Here is a 23,549-nt window from a genome sequence, read left to right on the forward strand (position 1 = left end):
TTTATCAAAATAGATTTACCTTAAGACACAAAATATTTAATATTCCCAAATTTTAAAAATAATTAAAAATAATGATATGTCTCATTTTCTATACTATTTTAATCTTTTTAACTAAACCTTTGCAATAGGAAAATTCAGATTTTTAAACCAATTTTAGACTAATTTCTGCACCCTATTTAATTTGCTTATCAGGTAGTTCCGGAACCTCGAACGGACCTAACATATCATAATAATTAATTGGATCGTAAAGCAAAGGATAACCTTGGGGATTGGTAGTCATTGAGATAATCCAAGAAGATCTTGCTCTTTGATTTTCAAATCCAAAAGAATATGTTGCTTGTTGTTGGTAATTCCAATTTGCATCCACTTTTTCAATGGTTGGCTTCGATTGATGACCTTCCCTATTTTTAACATATAAAATTTTTCAATTATGACCTGTATATCTTGTTCCTCTAGATCAATGTGGATCTCCTGTATTTATTGCTAATTGGTTTGTGCCATTAGCAAGAATAGGATTTTTCCGATTTTGATAAAAAATAGTATTTAAATCGCCTTCATTTGTAGTTCATTCACTATAAGAAGGAGCAGACCAAAATACTTTTGAAATATTTCTTTCTCGTTTTGTAATTCGCGGAATTAAATCATCAGTATGACTTTTTTTTCATTTTGCTTGATAATCTACGCCTTGATTTATGATTGAAATAGCATCATGAGGTTCAACATTACTAGAATATGGCATAATAAATCCTGGTGTTGCAAAAGGTGATTTTGCAACAAAAGAGTAAATAGCAAAATTTGAATCCTTTGATTTTGTTTTAAATTGCAGCGAAATTGGCAAACTAACAAGTTTTCCAGCTGGATATCATAGATTTTTTGCATTTTTGAATTTTTCTGGAAATTGGAATTTTCCAAGATTTGTTGGTATTCTTCAATATAGCGTTAAATATTTAACACCATTATTATCCTTTTTGAATTTAGTCTTTGTTCTTATTGCTACTGGTTCTTCTGGAATATCAATAATAAAAGGGTTACCATTAAAACCACTACTTGGATTTTTAAATATATTTCTTTCAGGTCTTTCAATTTGACTTCCTACATTTTGTTTTCAACCATTATTAGCAATAACTTTTAGTCAATTTTGTTCTTTATAAGGTGTTAGGCTCGTAAATTCACCGAAAGGATTATAATCTTTTCCTGTTGGTTCTATTAAATCAGCTGGATCATAAATTGCAAATGAAAACCCTATTAATCCAGGGTTCATATAATCAACATTTGTCGGTGTGACAACCATTGTTTGAGTTGATACCTTGAATCTAATTGACTGTTTTCGTAATATTATGGAAGGATTAGGATACGGGTTGCTATTTGCATAAGTAGGATCTTTTGGATAATTATTTTTATCATTTATCGAAATTTCAAGTTCTGATCCAACAATTGCTTTTAAAGATCAAGGTAGTAATTTAAATTTAGCAATCGCTGTTTCGGGATTTCACTCTAAATTAGCAATTTCTAAATCATCGTTTAACACACCTTTATTTTTTTCTGAATATGCTTTGCTTTGACTTAATCTTTTTATAAGTTTTTCAGGATTTTGACTTACATAGGAGGCGGAAAAAGTTTTGTGTGGAATCAATCTTAAGGTTAAATTATTTTTCAATCACTCTTCATTAATCGCAGTCGCTGATTCTTTATTAAATCGAATATAAACTTGCTCACCTTCATAATAATCATATCTTAAAGGAACAGATCATCCTCTTTCTAATTTAACCGGCTTATTCATGGATGTAAAATAGATTTTTTTCTTATTCCCATTTTGCGGATATGGATTTCACGGAGTATTAGCAACTTCATCTAATAATTTTAATAAGTTTTTTTCAACTTTAAGTGTTTCTTCCCTTACTTGATGATCTTTTCTAATAGCCGGATCCAATGGTTCTAGCCCTTCAATACTATAAACAATTCCCGCTTCTAAATTACCAAGATTAAATGTTAATTTTTTTGTTTCAGTATTAATCAATACAGGTTGGGATGTTTGTTCTAGCGCATCTTTTGCATAAACGTTTGGTCATGCTTTCTTATATTTTAAAATAAAAGGAATTTCTGCAATTGATTTAGCATCTTGTTCTTGAAGTTCGATTTCGATATTAGTACTTGTTGTTGTAATCGGGATGATCTTAACAGGATTAGAAGTTGCTAGTAATAAATCTTTTGCAGTTGTGCGAAATTCGCGTAGATTTTGCTTTGCACCAGATGAAATTTCGGGAGCAAAATCGACTTCTTGTTCAGAATTAACAGAAGCAACATTACCACTTCCACCTCTAATTTTTAAAGTAATTTGGTTATATTCGGTGAATTTAGTTAGACTAGTAAAATTAAATTTTCGTGAATTATTAGTTTGACTAGTATTATCTTGTTGACCAGTTTTGGGTTGTTGTTGTTGTTGTTGTCCTGAACTAGATTGTTTTTCCTTAACCGTAAGACTTGCTGTAAATCCTGCATCAGTTAAGTCTTTTGTTCAGCCAACAATTTCAATTTTGGCGCTAGTATCTTGAATTTCTGTTGTTTTAATATCAGTAATTAGTGGCTTAGTAATAAATTCAAGGTCTACTGAACTAGTAGTAGTAGTAGAAGAAGAAGAAGAAGAAGAAGATTTTCAACCTCTTGCTAAATCAGGGGTTACTGCTTTTGTGTTCTGTTCAACACTTAAATTAACAGTTTTAGAAGTTATCGTTTTAATTTTATATTTAGTTCCGGCTTCAAGGGTGTTCAAAAAATTAAAAGTAGCCTCAAGTTTATTACTATTTTTACCTGAATTTGAAGTGATTGTTGTAGTCGATCCGATTGATTGAGATTTATCGGTTTTTTCTAAATACAAAGTAATTGTATCACCATCTAAAAACACATCTTCTTTATCAAACTCTAACACAATTTTGGCACTATCATAAGTAACTTCCGAAATAGTTGTTTTTGTAAGTTTTGCTGTTTCCGCTTTTGAATAAAAACGACGCTGTAGTGCGTATTCGTTATCAATTGGGGTATCAAAGGTAAGTTTTTCCGATTTTTTTCCTTTATTACCATCATCAACGGTAATTTCTTTGATATTATAGATTTTATCTTTTTTTAGGTTTGAATTTATACTAAATTTGACTATATTATTCTTTTGAGTTGCTTTGCCAGAAGAATTTGTTTCTACATTGCCTTCGCCCGAAACTTTAAGCCCTTTTTGTCCATCTTTCCTTCATTCTTCACTTACTTTTCCATTCCCTGATCTTGTGTCCATTTGGGCACTTAATTTAAGTTTTTTACCATCAAGATTTCCGTTATTATTATATAATTCGACAGTAATATCCGTTTGACCTTCGGCTTTTGGCTCGTGTTTTATTGACTTAATTGCATTTTTAGTTAGAAGATTAATAGAGTCTTTATTTTTTGGCGGTTTTGCTATTAAATTAGCAGGTAAATTCACCCCATATTTATCTTGTTCTCCTGGTTTTAAAGTAAATATATAATTTTTAATTATATATTTATCCCCAGGAATGAGACCATCAGCTTCAACGACAACTTTAGTAGTTACACCACTGCCACTAGAAGAAGAAATTGGAACTGTTTTTGTATAAAAAAGTTTTTTCTCAACTGATTCAAGCTCAAGTTGAATATTATATTTATCTTTTAAGAAAGCAAGATCTTTCTTATCAAATTCAACTTCAAATCAACCTTTACGGAGTTCGGGGGATTTTTTGGCAACTTTTTTACCACCTTCTTCAACTTGAATACCATTTTTGTCTGTCGATGTTTTAACTTTAGAAATTGTTGCAGTTTCAATTGAAGTATTGACAATTGTTTGCCATTTTTCGCTTTCTCTAGTTGAGATTTTTTTGTCATTAGGTTGCATTTTGTCTTTATCAATGTAAAGACTTAAAGCTTGTTTTTTATTTTTAGGATCAGCGATGCTAACTTCATCAATTAAATATCAACTTCCTTTTTCAAGCCCTTTTAGATCAGCTTCAATTCTGGTAATTGAAGCATCACTATCTTGAGAAACTGGTCCGCGATCAACAACTTTTTTAAGTTTGATTTTGCTAACTGTAAAAGGTTTTTGAATTCTACCATTTGATGGATCAGTTCATCCATATTTATTTTTTTGATTGTCAAGTTTTTTATACTTAATTTCCATTGACCAATTACTAAAATCTAATTTTTGTGAGTTTTCGACATCAAAAATTAGTCTTACTTTGTGCTCGTGAGAAACATAAGCTAATTTTGTAATTAATGGCGCGGTATTAAAAGTAAAGGAAGGAGCAAGAGATCGACTAGATAAACTAGCAACATTTACGGTTGTTCCAACTGGAGCAGGTAGTCCGATTTTGATTTTATTTTTTTTATCTTGAAGACCAATTACGGTATATTCAGCTCCTGAGTCTAAGTTATCAAGTTCAAATTCATAATAAAAATGGGCCTTTTTTGGAATGATGTTTTTTCAAGTTTTATCCTTTTTTAGTTCTTTTTTTAAATCTTTGACTAGTTTTTTTTCTGCAGCAACAAATTTTTCTGAAATTTTCGAAATTCCCGCTTTTGACGATTGATAAACAAGTTTTAATTCAGTTTTGGTTTTTCCTTCCATTAATGGAGTATCAATTTTACCAAAAAACACACGAACTTTTGCTTTTTTTCAAGGAGTCGGGTTTAATTTTTTTTGATCTAATTGGTAAGTGATTCCCAGTGCTTTTGCTTTTCGGAATTTAGTTTTAAATTTTTTAATTTTTTCAACAGTTTTAACACGTTTATTTTCAGGTTTATCTTTATTTTCTTCTTCTAAAATTTTAGCATCATCAAAACTTAGGTCTTGTTTTGTAGCAAATTGACTTTTATCCCCGCCTGTTTGGCCTTGTCCTTGTTCAAATTCTAATTTTGAAATTGTATATTCAGTATTTTTGATCAAACTTCTAAGATTAAAGACCGCTTTTGAAGTTTTGCCGATTTCATCGGCAACAATTGTAACGCTTTCAGTTCTAGTTTTACTTTGATCTTGAGTTTGCGGAGGATCTAGTTTTGGAATAAAAGTCCCGCTTACTTTTTTACCAATAAAAGATCCATTTGGATCATCAAGGACAAATTCAATCAGTGCGTGTCTTTCGCCAATTTGTTTTTTCCGAATTGCAATAATTTTGGTATTAGTATAAAAACTTCGGTCATTTATACTAATTGTTTCTTTAATCGCCACTGGCGGTAATTCTAAATTAGAAATTGCTTTAATTTGCTGTGATTTTTCATCGGCAAATTTAAGGCTGTCAATTATGTACTGACCTGGTTCAGAAATGTTATTAATTGTAACTTCGACTTTGGGTTCGCCGCTGCTCAAATCTGGATTAGATACAAAATTATCTTTATCAACTTGAACTTCTTGCGTGATTCCTTTTGGATTTTTATAGGCAATTGTAAAATTTCTATAAACTTCTAAAAAAGGTTTATATTTTGCATCAAAAGTGAGTTCAACTTTGGCAGTATTTTGTGCAAAATCAGGTTTAATATCAACTTTTTTAATTTCAACTTTATCGGGGAAAGTCACAAATGCCCGTTTTTTCTCGGCATCATCTGAAAATTTAAAAAGTCCGGAAGACTCGGAGTTTGTAACTTGAGCAGGATTTTTTGCTTTATTTAGAATACTATCAGTACTGCTATTGCTATCATAAGCAATATTTTCAATATAATATTGGGCAAAAATATCAAGTCCCGTTAGTGTAAATTTAAAAGTGGTACTTTTTTCAAGATTTTCTTCATCAGATTTTTTCTCATTTTGGCTAGAAATTCCACCTTGTCCAACTTTTTGTAATTCTGCTACTACTTCCTCAATAGTTGCTTTTGCTTGATTTCCATCAACAACTTTTTTATACTGAATTTTAGCTTTGATATTTGTTTTATCTTTAAAAACATCGCCAGTGTCTTTTAAGGTTAAAAGAAAATCATAATCTTCTGGATTTTTATCATTTCTGAACTGCAAAATTGAATTAATTATTGGTAAAGTGGCAAATTTTTTGTTATCTTCTTGAACTTGTTGGTCATCAAAGTAAAAATTGATTTGGTTTTGTGCATTAGTTATTGCATCTGTTGAACGGCGACGGCGGGAACGAGCCTGTGCTGCATCATTTTCAATTCGCACAATTCGATAACCATTTCCGCCGCTAAGATCAGTTAAATCCGCTTTGAATTTGACAGCATCATCTTGAGCACTTTCAAATTTTAATTCAGCCTTTTTCTCTTCCGGATCACCAACTTGATAATAAACAAGTTTTAACTTTTCTTTATAATCTGAATGTTCTAAATATTTATCTTTTGGATCAAAAGATACAGTAATTATTGCTGAATTATCTTTTTTGTCATTTTTTTCAATATTTATAATTTTAGCTGATTCAGGTTTAATGATGAAATTATCGCCAAATTTTTTGCGCCCATTTCCAGCAACATTTCCTTCGATGTTGGAATCGGTACTTCCATCGAGTTTTTTAATAGCAAAATTTTCAAAGTTTTGAGTTCCAAGTCCGTTTGTATTTTTATCAGGTTTGGAAAGTTTTACAGTAGGATCCTTTTTTTGAGAACCTGTGCCGCGGTTACTAGTTTTGTCAGCCCATTCAACACTTTTTACTTTATAGGTAGCGTTTTTTTCAAAACCAGTAAAATTATCTTTAATTTCAAAGTTAATTTTTGATTTTTGAACTGTAGATTCTACTTGTATCTCTTTGGGTTTATCTTCTTTTGCTTCTTCGCCATTTGGTTCAAAAACTCTTTCAAGTTTTACAGTTACATTTCGCCCTTCAAATCCACCTTTTTCGATATCTCTTCCCGCTAAAGGATCGGCGATATCGAAATTAGCAACGTAGGTTGTTTCATCTTTTTTCTCAATTGAATAGGCAATAATTTCTGGTTTTGTTGCAAAAAAGAGTTTTGAAAGCACTTCGGGAGTTTGGGTTTGTGCTTGAGGTTGCGGTGCCGGAGTTAAACTAGCAAGATCTTTATCAAATTTAAAGGTTTTAAGTTTTTTAGGCCCGCCTTCTTCAGTTATATCCTCAACTTTAGTTAATAAATAAAGACTTCCTGCTTTTAAAGGACTGTTTTGAACAGCGCCGACCCCAGTTGCAGCCGCTTGACCACCTAAGTTAAGAGTTAATTCTGGCTGTTGAATTCGTTTTTGTTGCTGTTCTTGATTTTCAAATTCTTTTTCAGTTGTAACTTCTTCGCCGGTTTGACTATTTTTAAAGTAAAACTTTAGTTTTCTTTTTTTACCATTAGATTCTTTTGTTAAAAAAGTTTCTGTTGAATCAAATTTTACAGTAACATCGGCGGAATAATTATCGGATTTATAAGAAATATCGGTAATCGTTGCTGATTCGGCATCGAGTTCGAATTCTTTTTTAATTTTTTCTTGAGGTTGTTGGGGATTATGAGTTTTTGAAAACCCTTCTACATCTTGACCTTGAATTGAACTTGCAGAATTTTCGGCTGGATTATCAGAATATTTCATCTCCTTAATCTCGTAATTTCCTGCTTTTTGGAGTCCGCTAATTTCAAAAACCGCAAGTCCGTTGGCGATTTGAGCAGTATAAATTGAATTTTGAGACTGTGGTGGAACTGCATTTTTTGACTCTAACTTGATCTGCAAAAATTTTCCGTTTCAGTTTGCTGCTTTATCGTTTAATTTGACAGTAATTCTAACCGAAGTTTCAGAAGTTGATTCTGGTTTAATTTCAGCAAGATTTGGGATTGGTGAGAAAAATTGCTTCTCAAATCCTGCTTGTGTGGTAGGTGATTTGTCAAATTCGAACTTAAATTCTGATTTTTTAAGTTGTTTTTCGTTTCTAACGCCAGTAGTTTCATCTTTTAACTGGAGTGATTCAATTTCATAACGATCACCGGGGTTGAGTCCGGTTAGAGGGAAAGAAATTGTTTTGTCTCCTTCATTTACAGTTGCATCTTGAGTTGATTGGGTTTTATTTTGACTTAAATTTTTGTAAGTTAAGGTTATTTGCTTACTTCCCAAATAATCATCAATTTTATCTAAGGTTAATTTGACTGTAAGACTTGTAGTTTGCTGACTTTCATGTTCAATTTTTGTAACTTTTGCACTTTGAGCACTAGTTACAAAGGTTTTTTTAGGCTCTAATTCTGATTCTTGATTTTCAAGAAGATCAATTTCTTCTTCATTTGTTAAAGCAGTTTGAACATTAACAAAAACCGCTTTAAATTGCTGAATATTTGGATCAACTAAAGAACGTTTGCTTCGTGAAAGTACAAGATTTGCTGCCTGAGTCTGTGCTTGTGAAGCTTGAGGTTGAATTTCGGGATCTTTTTCAAATTTTACTGATTTTATTTTATATTTTGCAACTTTTTCTAAATTTAAGAAGGTAAAATCATAAATTCCGTTAAGTGAAGTTGCTTCTTGTTTAAAAGTTGAACTTTGTCCAACTTGTTGTGCTCCCCCGCCAGTTCCATCAACTTTCTCAAGTTCAACAGTCACTTTTTTCCCAGCAGTATATCTTCCGCCATCCTTGAGCTCGAGATGAACTTTTGCTTGGGTTTCGACAGAAGTATCAACTTCTAATTTTTTAATAACTGCAGATGTCGCAATTACTTGATCTTTGTAAAAATCAAGATCATCAAGATTGATTTTTACTTCAGGTTTTTCTGAATTTTCTTCTTTAACCTGTTCAAAACCAAGAATTACGTATTGCTGACCGTTTTCGAGACCTGTAAGGTTGAAAGTTGTTTTTTGGGTTTCGACATTTTTTGTGGCTTGAACTTCTTGGACTTGTTCTTCACCACCGTATTTTTTAAAGCGAACTTTTAATTTTTGGGTATTAAGAAAATCGTCAAGTTTTTCCGCGCTTTGCACAACTTCGGCAGTTTTTGAAAACTCTTTTCCGAATTCAATTTCGAATTCGGCAGTGTTTTTTGTTCTCTTTTTTAAAGTCAAACTTGTAACATTTGCCGTTTTTGGAATAGTTGAAAACTGTGATTTTTCAGTAGAATCAAGCAAGTTTTCTTTGAAAGGAATAATTTTTGCTTGATTCTGTTGAGCTTGAAACTGACTAACTTCACGCCGAACGCGACTTGAAGTCTGAACTGCGGCACCAGCAGGGGCAGCAACAGCGGTTGTTCCATCCACAATTTCAAGTGAATTTTTATCGATTTCGTATAAACCTTGTTTATAAAGGTCGGTAATATCGAAACGAATTCTTGCGCCAACAACGGGCGCGGTGATTTCACCTTCTTTTTTCTGAGCAGATTCTGCCTGTTTTTCATCCCCATTTTTCTTTTTAAGTGTATATTTTAACTTCGCAGTTTTCCCTAAAAAATCACCTTTGGCATCCGCGAGTGTAAAAGTTGCAATCACTCTTTGCTCGTAAGAATTATCATAACCGACTTCAATTACGGCGCTTTTTGTGAAAAATGATGACTGACTTGGTTGAAATTGATGACTTGCATCCCCAAATAAAATATTTCTTTCAGTGGTAATTGTTTGCTGATTTGGCAATAAAGGTTGAATTTCCCGAACTAAAACAACGGAATTAATGTTATATTTTGAACCAATTTCGAGATCTTTTAATTCAAAAGTGACACTTTCTTTGTTTTGTTGTTGTTGTTGTGTTCCTAAACTCGCCTCAGCACTTAACAATTTCGATGATCCAGCAAGTGAATAATAAACTTTTACCCTATTATTTCCGATTGCTTTGATTGTTTCAGGACTAAATTTAACTTCTAATTTCGCGCTAGTTTGCTGTTCTGATGTGTTTTTAATTTCAGTCAAAACCAAAGGCGCATGAACTCCAAAAATTCGCTGTGCGGGTGTAATTGTTTTTGAAACTTTGAGAATATCAGCATCACCTTTTGATGATTTATAACCATCAATTTCGATTGAATCAATACGATAATCTAGACCTTTTTCCAGATTGTCAACTAACAAATTGGAAATAATGGAATTATTGTTGATTTGAGCTTGAATTGTTCTAGTTTGTCCGCCTGGTTTTAACTCAGTATACTTAATTTTTGCTGTTTTTAATGGCTCAAGAATATTTTTAATTGCAATATTTAGCGCAACTGAGTTCTCACTTCTGGGGATATAACTAATCGAAGAAACCGCTGGTTTTGTCGTCCAGTTTAGCTTTTCAGCACCGATATTAGCGCCAAAATTTAGGTATAATTTATTAACAAATTGCTGATTTGCATCGGCGATCCCGATTGAGTCAATTAAATAATTTGTCCCTGGCTCTAAATTGATGAGATCTCAGGTGAGTACTAATTTATTGCCGTTGATTTTAAAAGCTTGAGCCTCGGATTTGATTAAACTATTCGATCCAGCAACTCTAAAGTACAAAGTGGCAATTTTATCTTTAATAAAATCATCAATTGAGTCTAAAACCACGCTAATTCGCGTAGAATCTTCGCTAATTTTATCAGTTGTAATCGATTCAACTTGCGCGCTCGTTGCGTGGGTAAAGAATTTTTTCTCTTTTTGGTCAAAATTTTGTGAAAAGAAAATTGTGCTAGTTTGCTGTTGACCACTTTCGTCAAAATTAGTTGCTTTATTGACAATTTCGAGCGAAGAAATTGTAAAATGTTTCTCTTTTTCTAAGTTTTTCGCAAACGAAAACAGTTTATTTCCGACAACTTGACCGATTGCTGAGAGCATTTTTGTTGGTCTGTCATCGGCAAAAAAGTTGATTTTAACGTCTTTTCCGTTTAAAAGTAACGACTGATCGTTGAATTTAACATCAAAACTGGAAGTGTTATTGCCATCAACGAAAGTTTTAATTCGGGCAATTTCGGGCGCTGAAATAAACGAAAGTTTATTTTCGACTTTAATTGCCAGTGTTCCTGAATTATTCCAGATTCGCGAAATTCAAAACTTCGCCCCTCCAGGAATTTGCTTTAAATCAAGATTGGCATAAATTTTGTTATTAGCATCAAAAACGAGACTGACATCGTTGGCAACCCCGAATTGGTGAGCGCCAGATTCGTCTTTTCAGTAATATTCAAGGTTAATTTTCTCGTTTTTTTCCAGTTTTACTTTTTGATTATTAAGTGCAAGCGAAATTTCGACTAGTGCCGAATTGAGACCGTAAGATTTTTGACTTAAATTAACAATTTTTCCCCCAAGCGGACTAGCGGCAAAAAAACGACTAGCAAGTGGGGAAATTTCGAGATCAAAAGTTTGGTCTGGATCGTCAAAATGATACTTGATTGCAACAACTTCGTATTTTGCTGTCTTTTTAAGGTTTCGCAACACAAAACTTGCCTGTTTTTCTTCAGTTTGGCTGCTAAATTGTCCGTTTGCAGTCAGAATTTTGTCGGTACCAACTTCTTTATAATAAAGAATTAAATTCGCAGATTGTAATAAATTCTGTGAATCAAATAAGTTAAGATTCAAAATTGTATCATTTTCGATATCATAATGACTAAATTTTTCGACCTGGTTTTTTGTCGAAAAAAATTGCGAACTGTTCGTAAAACTGAAATAATATCTTGGATTATTAGCAGCAACTAGCTGAACTTCATAAACCGAACCGCCGACTAAATTATCGGCAAAAGTGAAAAAACTGTTAGTTTTTGGATCGTATTCGACTTTAGTTTTAACTTGATAACGCGAATTTTTGCTAATATAGACAAGTTCGAGGTCGGCTTTTTTAACTCAGGCAGTATCGGCTTGATTTTTTCCTTGGAGTTTGAAACTAAATTCTCCCGAGTTTGCCGTGACATTATTAGCGACAAAATCGGTGACATAAATCGTTTTCGGCGAGATTATTTTTGCAAGATAAGGCGATAAAGAAACAATGGCACCGGTGACAAAACCACCGGCGGCAAGTAGTTTTTTTGTTAAATGACTGTTAAGAGTTTTGCTGTTTTGGTTAGAATTAGCTTCATTTTTCATAATTGATCTCCTAAATTAGTGAAAAATTTATGAAATTTCATTATTTTGTTGTTTTAAAGTTCTAAATTAGTAAGTTATTCGATCTCAAGCATTTTCATTTGAAACTCAAGGAACAAAATAAGGGTTTTTGGCATCTACTTGTAAGCCGTCATAGTCTTTTATAGGGAAAAGATATTGTTTTTTTTCAAATCCTTGTAAAAATTCATTGTATTCTCCACCAATTTTGTATGAATCTTGACCAACTAATTTTCTAAGAAATTTATTTTCCTTAAAATTAGTTGGTAAGTATGGAAAAACAAGTAATCCAACAAAGTTTAAATTGGTTTCAGCAGGCGGAAGTTCATTTTCTGATCAATTTAGAGGTGCTAAATTAACCAAAAGTGTCATTTCCCTTTTACTTTTGTTAATTTGTATATCATCCTGCAATCTAATGGGTTGGCCATTTTTATTTCCAAATAAATAAATTTTTCCATTTTGGTCAATAAAAGTTGCATACGAAACAGTTGGCATAATTTCCTGAATTTTTTCAATATTGTTTAAAATGAAATTAAAATAAATAGTAAAAAGTTTAGCACTTCTTTCGTATTTAATACTTTTTATTCCAAATGGGGTTCGAGTTTTCCGTCCCAGGAATTCATTGTTTACGGTCTCATAGATTGTTAAACGTTTTCGAGATCCGGTGTTGTCAATTACTCGTGTCTGTTCAGCGATATTATCATCTGCTTTTTCAGGTGAATCACCTATTTTTTTGACAGGTCCTGTTGGCCCAAGAAAAAGTGTTTTCGTAAAATCAAATCTACCGAAATTATTATCAATTTTTTTAATTAGAGATTTTCTGAAATTTTCATTAATTATTTTAATATGTTCAGCTCTAGTATGATCATATTTTCTAATTTCCGATGTGTGCCAAACATTCCCAGATGGATTAGCTCAAAAATTTCCTCAATACGGATCTTCTTTTTTAACAATTGGTGAAGTCATAAATGTTAAATTAACATTTTTTGATAAAGTAGGGATTAATGGTTGTAGGTTATTATCTTCGTCGATGTTATTATTGCCACTTAAAAGTTTGGGAAAAATATTAATTATTTTTGATCCAAACGATTCCGGGTTTGTTCAATAATATGTAATAATTAATCCAATTTTTACAGAAGTGCTATTTGTGTTTGCATCAAATTTTGCTAATCTTAAGGTATAAAAGTTATTTTGTGGCTTGTTTTCTTTTAATTCTAATTTAGGTTCAATTGATTTGTTAATATTATCAACTAAATTTACGTAATTAAGATTTGAATTAGATAATAATGATTTAAAAGGATTGTCAAGTGAGTAATCGTATCCTCTTACAAGAAATTCTAGATTATATTTATTTCCAACAGATCCTGGAGCTGTTCAACCATTTTTTGGAACAGAATTAAAACCATTATCATTAGAGGAGTCAACCTTATATTTATTTCCCCGTGTTACATTTGGATTTCTAATTTGATATTTTTGTATGTCATCAAAAAGAATATTAGAAGACAACTCGAATCATTCTTGTAAATCATTCTTGTCTATAATTCTTGCATTTGTGAATTTTCCATTCAAATTATTTAATAATTTTTTGGGATCATCGAATTCCATCTCAATGTAAGCACCAACTTGATTTAAGGGTTTAATTATTGATTTTTTAAGCAGAATACGATTGGTGTATTTTTCAAAATTGGATAGATCAATTGTTTCAATACTTTTAACGATCGAAATATTTTTTTTATTAGAATTTTGAGTTTGGTTTGTATTTATTTTGCTAATTAATTTACTAAAATCGGATGTTTTTCGATTTTTATGATCCTTAAAATATTTGTATTGAATTGCAACTCGCATTTTATAATATTTTAGTCAAGATGCGTTTCCTTTTAAGGTGAAAACAAAATATCTACGATCAGGATGTTGTTGTTTTTGTTGTTTTTGTTGTTTTTGTTGTTGAAGATAGTTTTTATATATTTGCAATTCATTTAATTTTTTTTTTCTTTCCTCCAATTCTGTTTTTCTTGTTTGAATTTCAGTGCGAATTTGTCTCGACTCTTGTTTTAATTGTTCTACAAAATCCTGTTGATATTGTGAATCTGCAAGTGATTTAACAGTATTAATTCTTTCTTGATCACTTCGTTCAAAATTTAATATCCTTTCACTAATTACCGCAATTTTTTCTTCAATTTCTTTCATTTCAATTAAAACACGTTGTAATTCTGGATCTTCATTATATTCAAATTCTAATTGTTTTAATTCTCTTGGATTTGTAATATAAACATCTCCACTAGTAGCTTGTGGGTTGTATTTTACTACTTCTTGTCAACTACCAGCATCATTTATATTATTTTGCTTATTTTTATCGGTTACACCTTGTAAAATTATTTTCCAATCTTTCATTGATGTTTCATCAATTGCACGATATGGATCATCGAAAGCAAAGTAAATTTGTTGTTCAAAAGTGTTTTCTTTTCCTTCTTTGTTAATGAAATTAGTGATTTGGGCTTCTTTTAATTCTGGTTGTGCTAACTGTGTGGTAAATTGCAAATTATTTGCTTTTTGGGCATCATCAAGATTTAAAGTAATTTTGTTATCAACTGTTCTTATTTCACTTACTTTATAGGTTGTTGATGGATAGAGATTTAGATCATTATCATCAGTAACTTTTTGTTTTAAAATAGCAGTTAGTGATTTTTGTGCTTGATTTGGAGTAACTTGAAACTTATATTCTCGTTCTAGAGCATTTGTCGATGTGCCTGCTCTTAATTCACGCCCTTTAGAATCTAACGGCTTGAATTTAACGTTTATTTCTTTACCAGCAAGCGATCACATTGAAATTGGATCAAGATTAAGTTCAAGATTTTCATCAACATATTCTCTACCGCGATCTGGTTGGCCGTTTGTTTTTTGTATTAAAATAATTTTTTCAGGAGAAAGATTAGTGAAAGTAGTTTTAAAGGTTTTCGGATCACTATGTGAGCTTGTAGTAGATCCTTTCATTTTCAACTTATAGTCTGATGCTCCAAAAGGAATCTCAATTCCTTGAGCTTGTAATTTTAGAATTTTATATTCTAAATTGGGGATAAGATCTTTAAGATCATATTCAATTTCGAATTTTGACTTATCAACAAAATTAGTCACAAAAGAAGTATTTTTAAGTTCAATCGGGATTTTTGAACTACCAGCGCCAAAATTCCTTTTCATTGTTTCATTATTAGGATCAGGTTCAATCGTTAGTACAATTGGGTTATCAACAATCCGAGAGAAATTAGCCGGATCACCTTTGAGTTTAATTTTTAACCTAGCGCTATCATCATTTAATTTATTAACTTCAACAGATTCGATTACAGTAGGAATTGTGATCTCTTTTTCAATTTTAGGCGCAGTTTGTAAATTGTATTGTTTTTCAGGAATTTCAATTAAAATATCGTTTGGCTTTTTATTTTTAAGGTTAGTTCCATGTTTAGCTTCTTCTAATTTAAACTCAAGACCAATTTTACTTCCGGGTTCAATTGGAGTATTTCCGGCAACACCACCACTAGATTGATTAAGTTGTTTGTCGATATCAATTTCGACTTTATATGGTGTTGCTGGGGTTTTTCTATCATTAGTTATAGTTATATTATCAAGTTTTGTTAGTTCCCTGCCAGAATTTATATCCTTGATAGTAATACTAACTCTCCCGTCTTCTAATCAAGCATCATTTTTATCAAAATAGGCTTTAATTTTTCCAAATACTTTTGACCCATCTTCTGCTACCGGCGGAGATCCGGTTCCATTATGATCTTGATTTCCAGTTCGAAGTCCATCAACTTTTAAATCAGCAACATAAATTTTTTGAGCAACAGGAGTAAACTCATTTTTAGTTGTTGGTGGTTGTAAAACTTGTCCTTTTAAACTTTCAAATTCAATTCCACCAATTTCAAGTTTTTTAATTTCATAAGTTTGGAAGCGATCAAGATTTTCTAATTTGAAAGTAAGTTTCCCTTGATTTTTGTTAGGTTCATATTCAGATTCTGAAGTAAAACTAATTTCTTCAGAAGAAGAAGAAGAAGAAGAAGAACTAGCTTTTTTAGCGACTGTAATAGTTGCGAATTTTTTCGGAATTTGTAAAAATTTATCATTAAATTTAAATTCTAAAGTTGCTGATCTTCCATCAGCATTTTTATCGGGATTTTGAATGAAATTAGTCTCTTCTTGATAATCAAATTTAGCTTTAGTTTCAAAAAAGGCATCTTTTTGATCAGCTTTAAAATTAACAACCTCAGCAGATTCAACTTTTTTAACTTCCATTTGTCCATTTCCGAGATTGGTAGGAGTTGCGGTATTTTGTTGATTAACAGTGTCGATTTTTAATTTATTATTTTTTTGTTCAGGCGAATTTGCTTGACTTTGGCTAGCGCTTGTTTCAGGTTCTTTAATTGTAAATTTAGTAATTCTATAGACGGTATTTTCTTTGATTTCAAGGTTTGAATTTTGTTGATCTTTATTAGAATTTTTATCAATTCTTACCTTTGTAAGCGAACCTTCAGGCACAAAAGTATATTTAAGAGTTTGCACTTGTGTTTGTTGTTGTAAAGCCGAATTTGGTTCAGAAGTAATCTCCAATTCAATTTTATGTTTGTTTCGTCAAAGATATTCATCTTTTTCATCAAATTGGAAATAAACAGTTGCGGCATCATCTTCGTAAGCACCAATTTGCGAAAAATTGGTTAGTCAAGCTTTTTTCCCTGGTGTAGTAAATTCAGTTTTTTCTACCCGAGGGGTTTTATATTCTGACTGATCAATTTTTTGATTTTTATAAACAAAATGTTCAATTTCGTAAAGCGAAGCTTTATTTAAATTAATATTAAAGGTAGCAACATAGAAATGAGATTTACCATTATTTTCATTAATTTTTTTAATCGAAGTTGCTTTAGTAATTGTTTCGTATTTTTTCAGTGTTTTATTATAAAGTTGAACTTTGAAGTGGTTTTTGTCTTGATCTTGTAGCTCATCTGATGAAATAAAATAGGCATAAATTTTGGTATCAATCCCCGAAGATTTATCTTTTTCTTCAGTATAAATTAGCTGATCATATAATGAAATTGGGATTGTTTCAATTGTTTTTTTGGATTCTTCAAATGTTTGTTGCCCCTGAGTTTGAGGAGTTGAACTTTTGGCTTCAAATTTAGCTTCTTTAGTAAATCCAGCGTTAAACTCGATTAAATCTTGATCTTGAACTGAACGTTTTTTTCGACCACCTGAAGATGCATCTGGTTTTTGAATAAGTTCAACTTTTTCAATTTTATATTTAAAGCCTTCAAAAAGTTTTTCAGAATCAATGTTTTTATTTAAATTAGTAACTCCACCGATGTTTTGAATTCCAAAATCTGTTTCTAATGTATTTGTAGTTTCACTAATTTTTGTAGTATCAGGTCGAATTGGAAGGAAAAAACTTTTCTGTCCTTGTTGCTCATATCGATCATCAAGAACAACATTAACTGAACCATCAGAGTTAATTACTCCTTCAACTGTCGAGATTGGGATTGAATTATTTGTTTCATCCTGTCTTTTATAGGAAATTTTAACTTTATACCCTTCAAGATATTTAGTTACTTGATCATCTAATTGCAATTTAACATTAGCAGTTTTGTTTGTTTTATTATAAGTTGATTTAATATCAACAACAGCAAAACCTGTCGGCGTTGTCCGAAAAAGTCGGTCTTGATAAGAAACTTGATCCTCGTCAAAGTTAATTGTTTGGACATTTTGCCCTTGATTTTCGTAAGTAATTGAAACTAATTGGTAGTAATTTAAAGGAGTTAAATTTGTTGCGCTGAAAGTATATTCAGAAGTTGAAGAATTCAGTGCCGGACGACCTTGAAGGACTGCTTCATGTTCTTGTCCATCACTAATATCAATATACTTTAGTTTCATTGACGCTAAAGCAGCGCCTTCTAAAAGTTTTGTTGAACTTAAGGTGATTTTAATCTCACCGTTTGTTCCTGCCAAATTTACTTTTTCCACTTTTGTTATATAAGCAGCGGTGTCAAAAGTTTTAGTAAGACTTTGAGTGCCTGTTCCTCCAGTTTGCAGCGGTTCTGTTCTTAGATTTACAGCAGCAAAATTATTCTGTCCTGTCTGAGTTTGCACAGTTTGAAATTGACTTCCCACATTTTCAGTTTGATTTTCAACATCACCTTCAGCAAATAAACTAACAACATCGCGGCGGCTACGAATTCTTGTTGCTTGAATTCCAGCGCTTGCTGATAAAACCTGAACTTGATCACTTCCAGTGATTTTATTTAACGGGAAATTTTTGACAATTTCTTGGTTAGAATTGGTTTCAGGTTCAAATTCTAACTTCGAAATTTCAAATCTTGTTCCTTGCGGAACTTTAGTTTTAACATTTTCCTTATTTATATTAAAGACGGCAAGTCCGTCATTTTGAACAACGGCTTCGGCGGTTAGTTCTGGATCATCGGGTCCAGTTTCCCCTAACTTTTTAAAGTTAATTTTAACTTTATTTCCCACTAAAAACCAGTTTTTATTAACATCGAAAACCATTCTAACAACGGCACCGTGTTTTTTAAACTCGGTTTGGTTAATAAATTCGGGTAAAACTTCTTTGGCGGTCGTATGAAATTGCTTTTGTTCTTCCGTTAGACTATTTAAAAACCCAACTGGAACGCCGTTGATGAAAATATCAACAAGATTATAAATTGTATATTTTTCCAGATTTTCGAAGCTAAACTTAGCGGTTGCGGTACTTTGGCTTTCATCGTATTCAATTTGCGCCCCAGTTTCGGCAATTGCCCCAGTTCTATTTGATTTAATAATAAGGCGAATTTGATTTTGTTGGCCGTTTTTGGTTTTTCCTGTTCCATAATCAGCAAAAAATTTCTTTGGATCTTTAATTTTAAGTTCGATTCCAGCGCTTGTATCAGATAGATTTGTTTTGTCAATTTGAACTGTTGCTGGTTTTTTCGGAATCAACCCCGAGTCAATTTTGACTTCAGAAATTAAAGATTTTGTGGCAAAATCTTTTTTGTTTTTTGCTTCAACTTCAGTTTGATCAAATTTAACTGTTACATTTTGAATTGGTTCTGGCGCTTGTCTGCGAATTCGAGTCAACGATCTTGTACTTCTAACAGGTGTACTTTTTTTCGTTAATTTTAAATCTTTAATTTCATAACCAGTTGCTTCTTGAAGCCCTTCAATTGTAAAAGTTGCTTGATTATTCGAAATGTCTACCTTCGATGATTTTCTAACTTCTTGACTTCCTTTTAAAACATATTCTAATTCCGCCTCAAAACGATTATTTAGCGCGTTATCCTCGAGTGAGTCAAAAAAAGTTGTCAGTAAAACGCTTGTCGAAGAAATATCGGTATAACTTATATCTTTGACCGTAATTGAATCAAGTTGGGTGGTAAATGATTTTTTACTTTCATCATTTTGAATCGTCGATGAAAACGGAATTGAATAAATTCCGTTTGATCTTACAACTTGAATTGAACTAATTTCGTATTTTGTAAGTTTGTCTAAATCGTTTCGAAATTCAAAAGTTGCGCTTGCGCTGGTTTGTTTGTTTCCTACAGTCGATTCTTCAGCTTGAATATTTGCCGAAGTTAGTACAAGTTTTCCAGTCGCTTTATTTATTAAAGTGATTGTAGCAACTTGATCTTTTTTTAGTTTAAGAATTTCGTTATTTGAATTTGAAAAAGTTACTTTAATTGTGGCAGAACGTTGTTTGTCTTGTTGAGCAGCGCCAGCAGCATTTGGATTAATTTCTACATCAGAAACAACGACATCGGTGGCAAATTTTAGGGTTTTTTGTTTTGAAGCATCGTTAATTTCACCAATTTGACGATGTTGTCCAACTGAATCTGCCGTGCTAAATTCGTTGACAATTTCGAATTTAGGTCCGGTTTCCTTGTTATCTTCATTAGTTTGAATTGCACCCTTGTCAAGTTTTAATGACTTAATTTTATAATCAGAACCTTCTTTTAGTCCTGAAAAGTCAAGATTTGCAACTAATCTTCCGTCCTGTAAGCGTGTAATTTTCACTCTTTTTTTCATTTCAGGAGCAGAATTTTCTACCACTCCTTGAACCTGAACAAATTGCGCAACAGGATCGCTGTCCTCGCCAATCTCAACCTCAATTTCTTTTTCTGCTAAATAACTATCGCGAATTGGATCGAAATAAATTTGAGCCTTAACAGAATTTTGCTTAATTTCTGAAAAAACAAGATTTTTAACTTCAATTTTATCAACGTTAACGGTGAAATCTTTCTTACCTTCAGTGAAAGTATCTTTATTGTATCAAATTTCTGAATCAGCTTTAGAATAATCATTGACTGAAACAAGTTCATATTTTACATTTCGATCAAGATTAGAAAATGTAAATTCAGCAGAAATTGTGCCATCTTTTTCTTGAGCTTGGCCATTTGCAGTGACAATAGCTTCTGTTTTTGTATTTTTTAATAATAATGTAAGGTTTTGATTATTCACTCCACCGTTGCCGTTGTTTTTAACAAGAACTTTTTCGGCATCGTTAAAAGTAAGTTTCACTTTTACAGTTTCATCTTTGTTTTCACTAACACTAAATTCTTTTAATTCTGGAGCGGAATAGATTTTCTGGTCATCTTTTTTTGGATCTGCAAGATTTGGCTCGTAATTCTCGGCTTTTTTAATCTCAAATCCTACTGAAGTTTGAATATTTTTATCTTTTGTCAGATCAGAAATTTTACTAATTTCGTATTCAGTTCCAGGCTCAACATTTTCAGTAAAATCCAATTTTAACACTAAATTTTGATCAACTTTTGCTTTCGTTGTTATAATTTTTGAACTACTTTTATTTCTTAAACTAACCTGAACTTCATCACCTTCTAAAAACCGATCTTTGATCGGATCAAAAGACAATTCAAGTCCAATTTTATTGTGTTTTTTCTCTGTTTGAACAACTTTTTCCACCGTTGCCGTTGTTGCGACAGTGTTAAAATTACGTTGCTCGGCGTTTTCCTGTTTCAAATTTTCAGCAAATTGAATTTTCTGTGAATCGATCAAAATTTCAGTAATTGTGTGATGAGTCAATTTGGAAAGTTCTTTAAGATTAAATGTCGCAGAATTGCTGTTGTCTTTAAATTCTATTTTCGCCGTCGCGCTTGCTATACCACCGGTTGCGTTGTTTTTAACGAAAATTACCGCGGTTTTCTGGGTAGAATTTGTTCTTTCTTTGAATTTTGGATCCTTTGTGGTAAAATTTACCGTCACACTAGCCGCATCCTGTTGAGGATTTGTTTGAACTGATGCAATGTCGGTTGTCGTATAAACATAAGGCGCTTTGTCTTCGGCAGTTTCGAATTTTTGTCGTTGGGAGTTTGTTGTTTCTGAAACTAAATATTCGAAATTAAGGTTATTTAGTCCGTCTGCATTTTGTCCAGGTGCTGGTTCTAGACCGGCAAAAGTGTATTTTTGCCCTGGTTTTAATCCGGTTAGACTAACTTTAATTTGATTATTTTCAACTTTCTGGTAACTTTCAGTGTTATTGTTAGCCTCGTTTGGATAAGAAACAGTTTTTCCATCTTCGTCTTTGAATTTGACTTTAAATTTATAACCATTTAAATAACTATTGAAAGTTGGATCAAAATAAATTGTTGCTATCGCTGAATTTTCAGTAATTGAGTCAAAATTTGACCCGAAAATCTTAACTTTTTGATATTCAGTTGTAAATTTTGCGTTTAATTCTAAAATTCCTGAAGAGCTAAAAAATTCAGTTTGTTCAGGAATTTCAAGATCGGCTACTTGGTATTCAGTTTTTGGATCTAGATTGTCTAATTTAAAGTAAAGAATTAATTTATTGTCCTTAATTTCATAGTTTTTTTGATCTGTGGTGCCAGCTCCTGCAGTTAGTGAACTATCCAAATTTACACTTATTGATTTTGAAAGATTAGCAAAACCAGGTTGTCCAAAAACTAATTTAGGACTAAATTGATTTTTAATTCCACTTTTGGTAATATTTTTAAAATCACCTTGAATTTCAACGATTGCTTTTGCGCTTGTTTCGGTAATATTTTCAAATTCGATTTTATTAACGTGAAACTTAATAAAAAATTCATCGTATTTTAGTTTTTGTGCTGATTCTTTGCTTTCATCAAATTCGATTTTAACCGCTAATTCAGGATGGTTTTCAATTTCAATTTTATCAAGTTTATAAACCGAAGAAACTTCAAAATCACTTAGTTCAAATTTTATCTCTGAACCTTGAGCACGCGCAACTTTGGACTTATAAAGTTTTCCTGGTTCATCTTTTTTATAATAATATAAATAGAGGTTTTTATCATTTAGGTATGAAGATTCTAGCAAAAATCCGAAAGTATATTCAACTTTTGTTGGATAAATTTTTGGTTCTAACTTAATAAAAGTTTTCAAATCGGAAATTTTGGTGACAAAATTCCGCTTTGGTGAGCTAATTTCTAAATCATTTTCCCAACTAACATTGCGATAATCAAAGCCGTCGTGATTGGTTGCAAAAACCGAATTGGGAATTTGTGAGGCAAAAATTAACTTATCAAGGGCATATTTTGTTGCATTTACAAGCCCTTTTGGCTGCAGTTTGATTTTATAAACATTATTTTTATCAGTTTTTGAAAAAGTTGCTGATGCAGGAACAATTGAGCTGTCATCAAGATATAAAAGTGCCTTTTTATCAGTTAAGTCATCAGCAGAAGCCACACTAAGTTCGACATCGGCAAAAGTTGCCCCAACTGCAATTTTTGAGTCAATAATTGCTGCTGGAGTGTAGAAATTTTTCGAAAAAGTGTTACTAAATTCGATTGTTGATGACTCAAGGTTGAAACTTTCAATTTGATAAGTAGAACCTGGATCTAATTTATCAAGGTCAAAACTGGCTAAATTAGCACTAAAAAACGATTTACTTGAAAATTTTTGCCCAGTTTCAACATTTTTATAATTCAATGTGATTGGTTTGTTCTGAATAATTGCAGTATTATCGAAATTCGCGAAATTAACAGTAAGTCTTTTTTGCGAATATGATAAATTTTGGTCAACTAAAGTTGTTGCAATTAAACGGAATTTTGCCGTTTTTGTCTCAAAAAGACCCTTTTTTGACTTATCTTTTTCAAAGTCAATCTTTGGATCTAGCGGAATTTTCTGCATCGGCTGCAACGGAATTTCGCTACGATTTTCGCTATCAACATAACGAATTGCGCTGATTTTATAATCAAGTCCAGGGTGTAAATTATTTAGACTAAACTCGGCGGCACCGTTTTTAACAGTGGCAGAATCAACATAAGAAGTATGAATTTCTTGAGCATTATTGATTTTATTTTCGAGATTATCTTCTTGATTTTTAAGGACAAAATAATACTCAAGGGCGACTTTTTTCCCTTCTAAATTCGCGGCTTCATCGGCAAATTTAACCGAAACTGATGCTGTAGAAGGTGTTTTTGACTGAAAATTAATCGTGCTAACCGCAGGCGGAGTATCAACAAAATTGGCAACATTTTGTCCAAAACCAATTACTTTTTTTGCCGCAAAACGTTTTTGCTTTTTGTCATCAAGGTAAACTTTTAAATAATAACGTTTCCCGAAACTAAGGCCAGTATAATTTGAATTTATT

2 protein-coding genes are annotated in these 23,549 nt (G+C 31.9%); both read right to left on the reverse strand.

The annotated features are described in order from the left end of the window. Window positions 1-172: 172 nt before the first annotated feature. Window positions 173-11,920 (reverse strand): DUF1410 domain-containing protein, encoded by an 11,748-nt coding sequence (locus tag MDIS_RS01640; protein ID WP_044635360.1) that lies wholly within the window; start codon window positions 11,918-11,920, stop codon window positions 173-175. Window positions 11,921-11,986: 66 nt separating this feature from the next. After that, on the reverse strand, window positions 11,987-23,086 hold the full coding sequence (locus tag MDIS_RS01645) for a fibronectin type III domain-containing protein (protein ID WP_044635361.1): 11,100 nt from the start codon (window positions 23,084-23,086) through the stop codon (window positions 11,987-11,989). Between the last annotated feature and the right edge of the window lie 463 nt (window positions 23,087-23,549).

This window comes from Mesomycoplasma dispar, from assembly GCF_000941075.1.
Taxonomy (GTDB): domain Bacteria; phylum Bacillota_I; class Bacilli_A; order Mycoplasmatales; family Metamycoplasmataceae; genus Mesomycoplasma; species Mesomycoplasma dispar.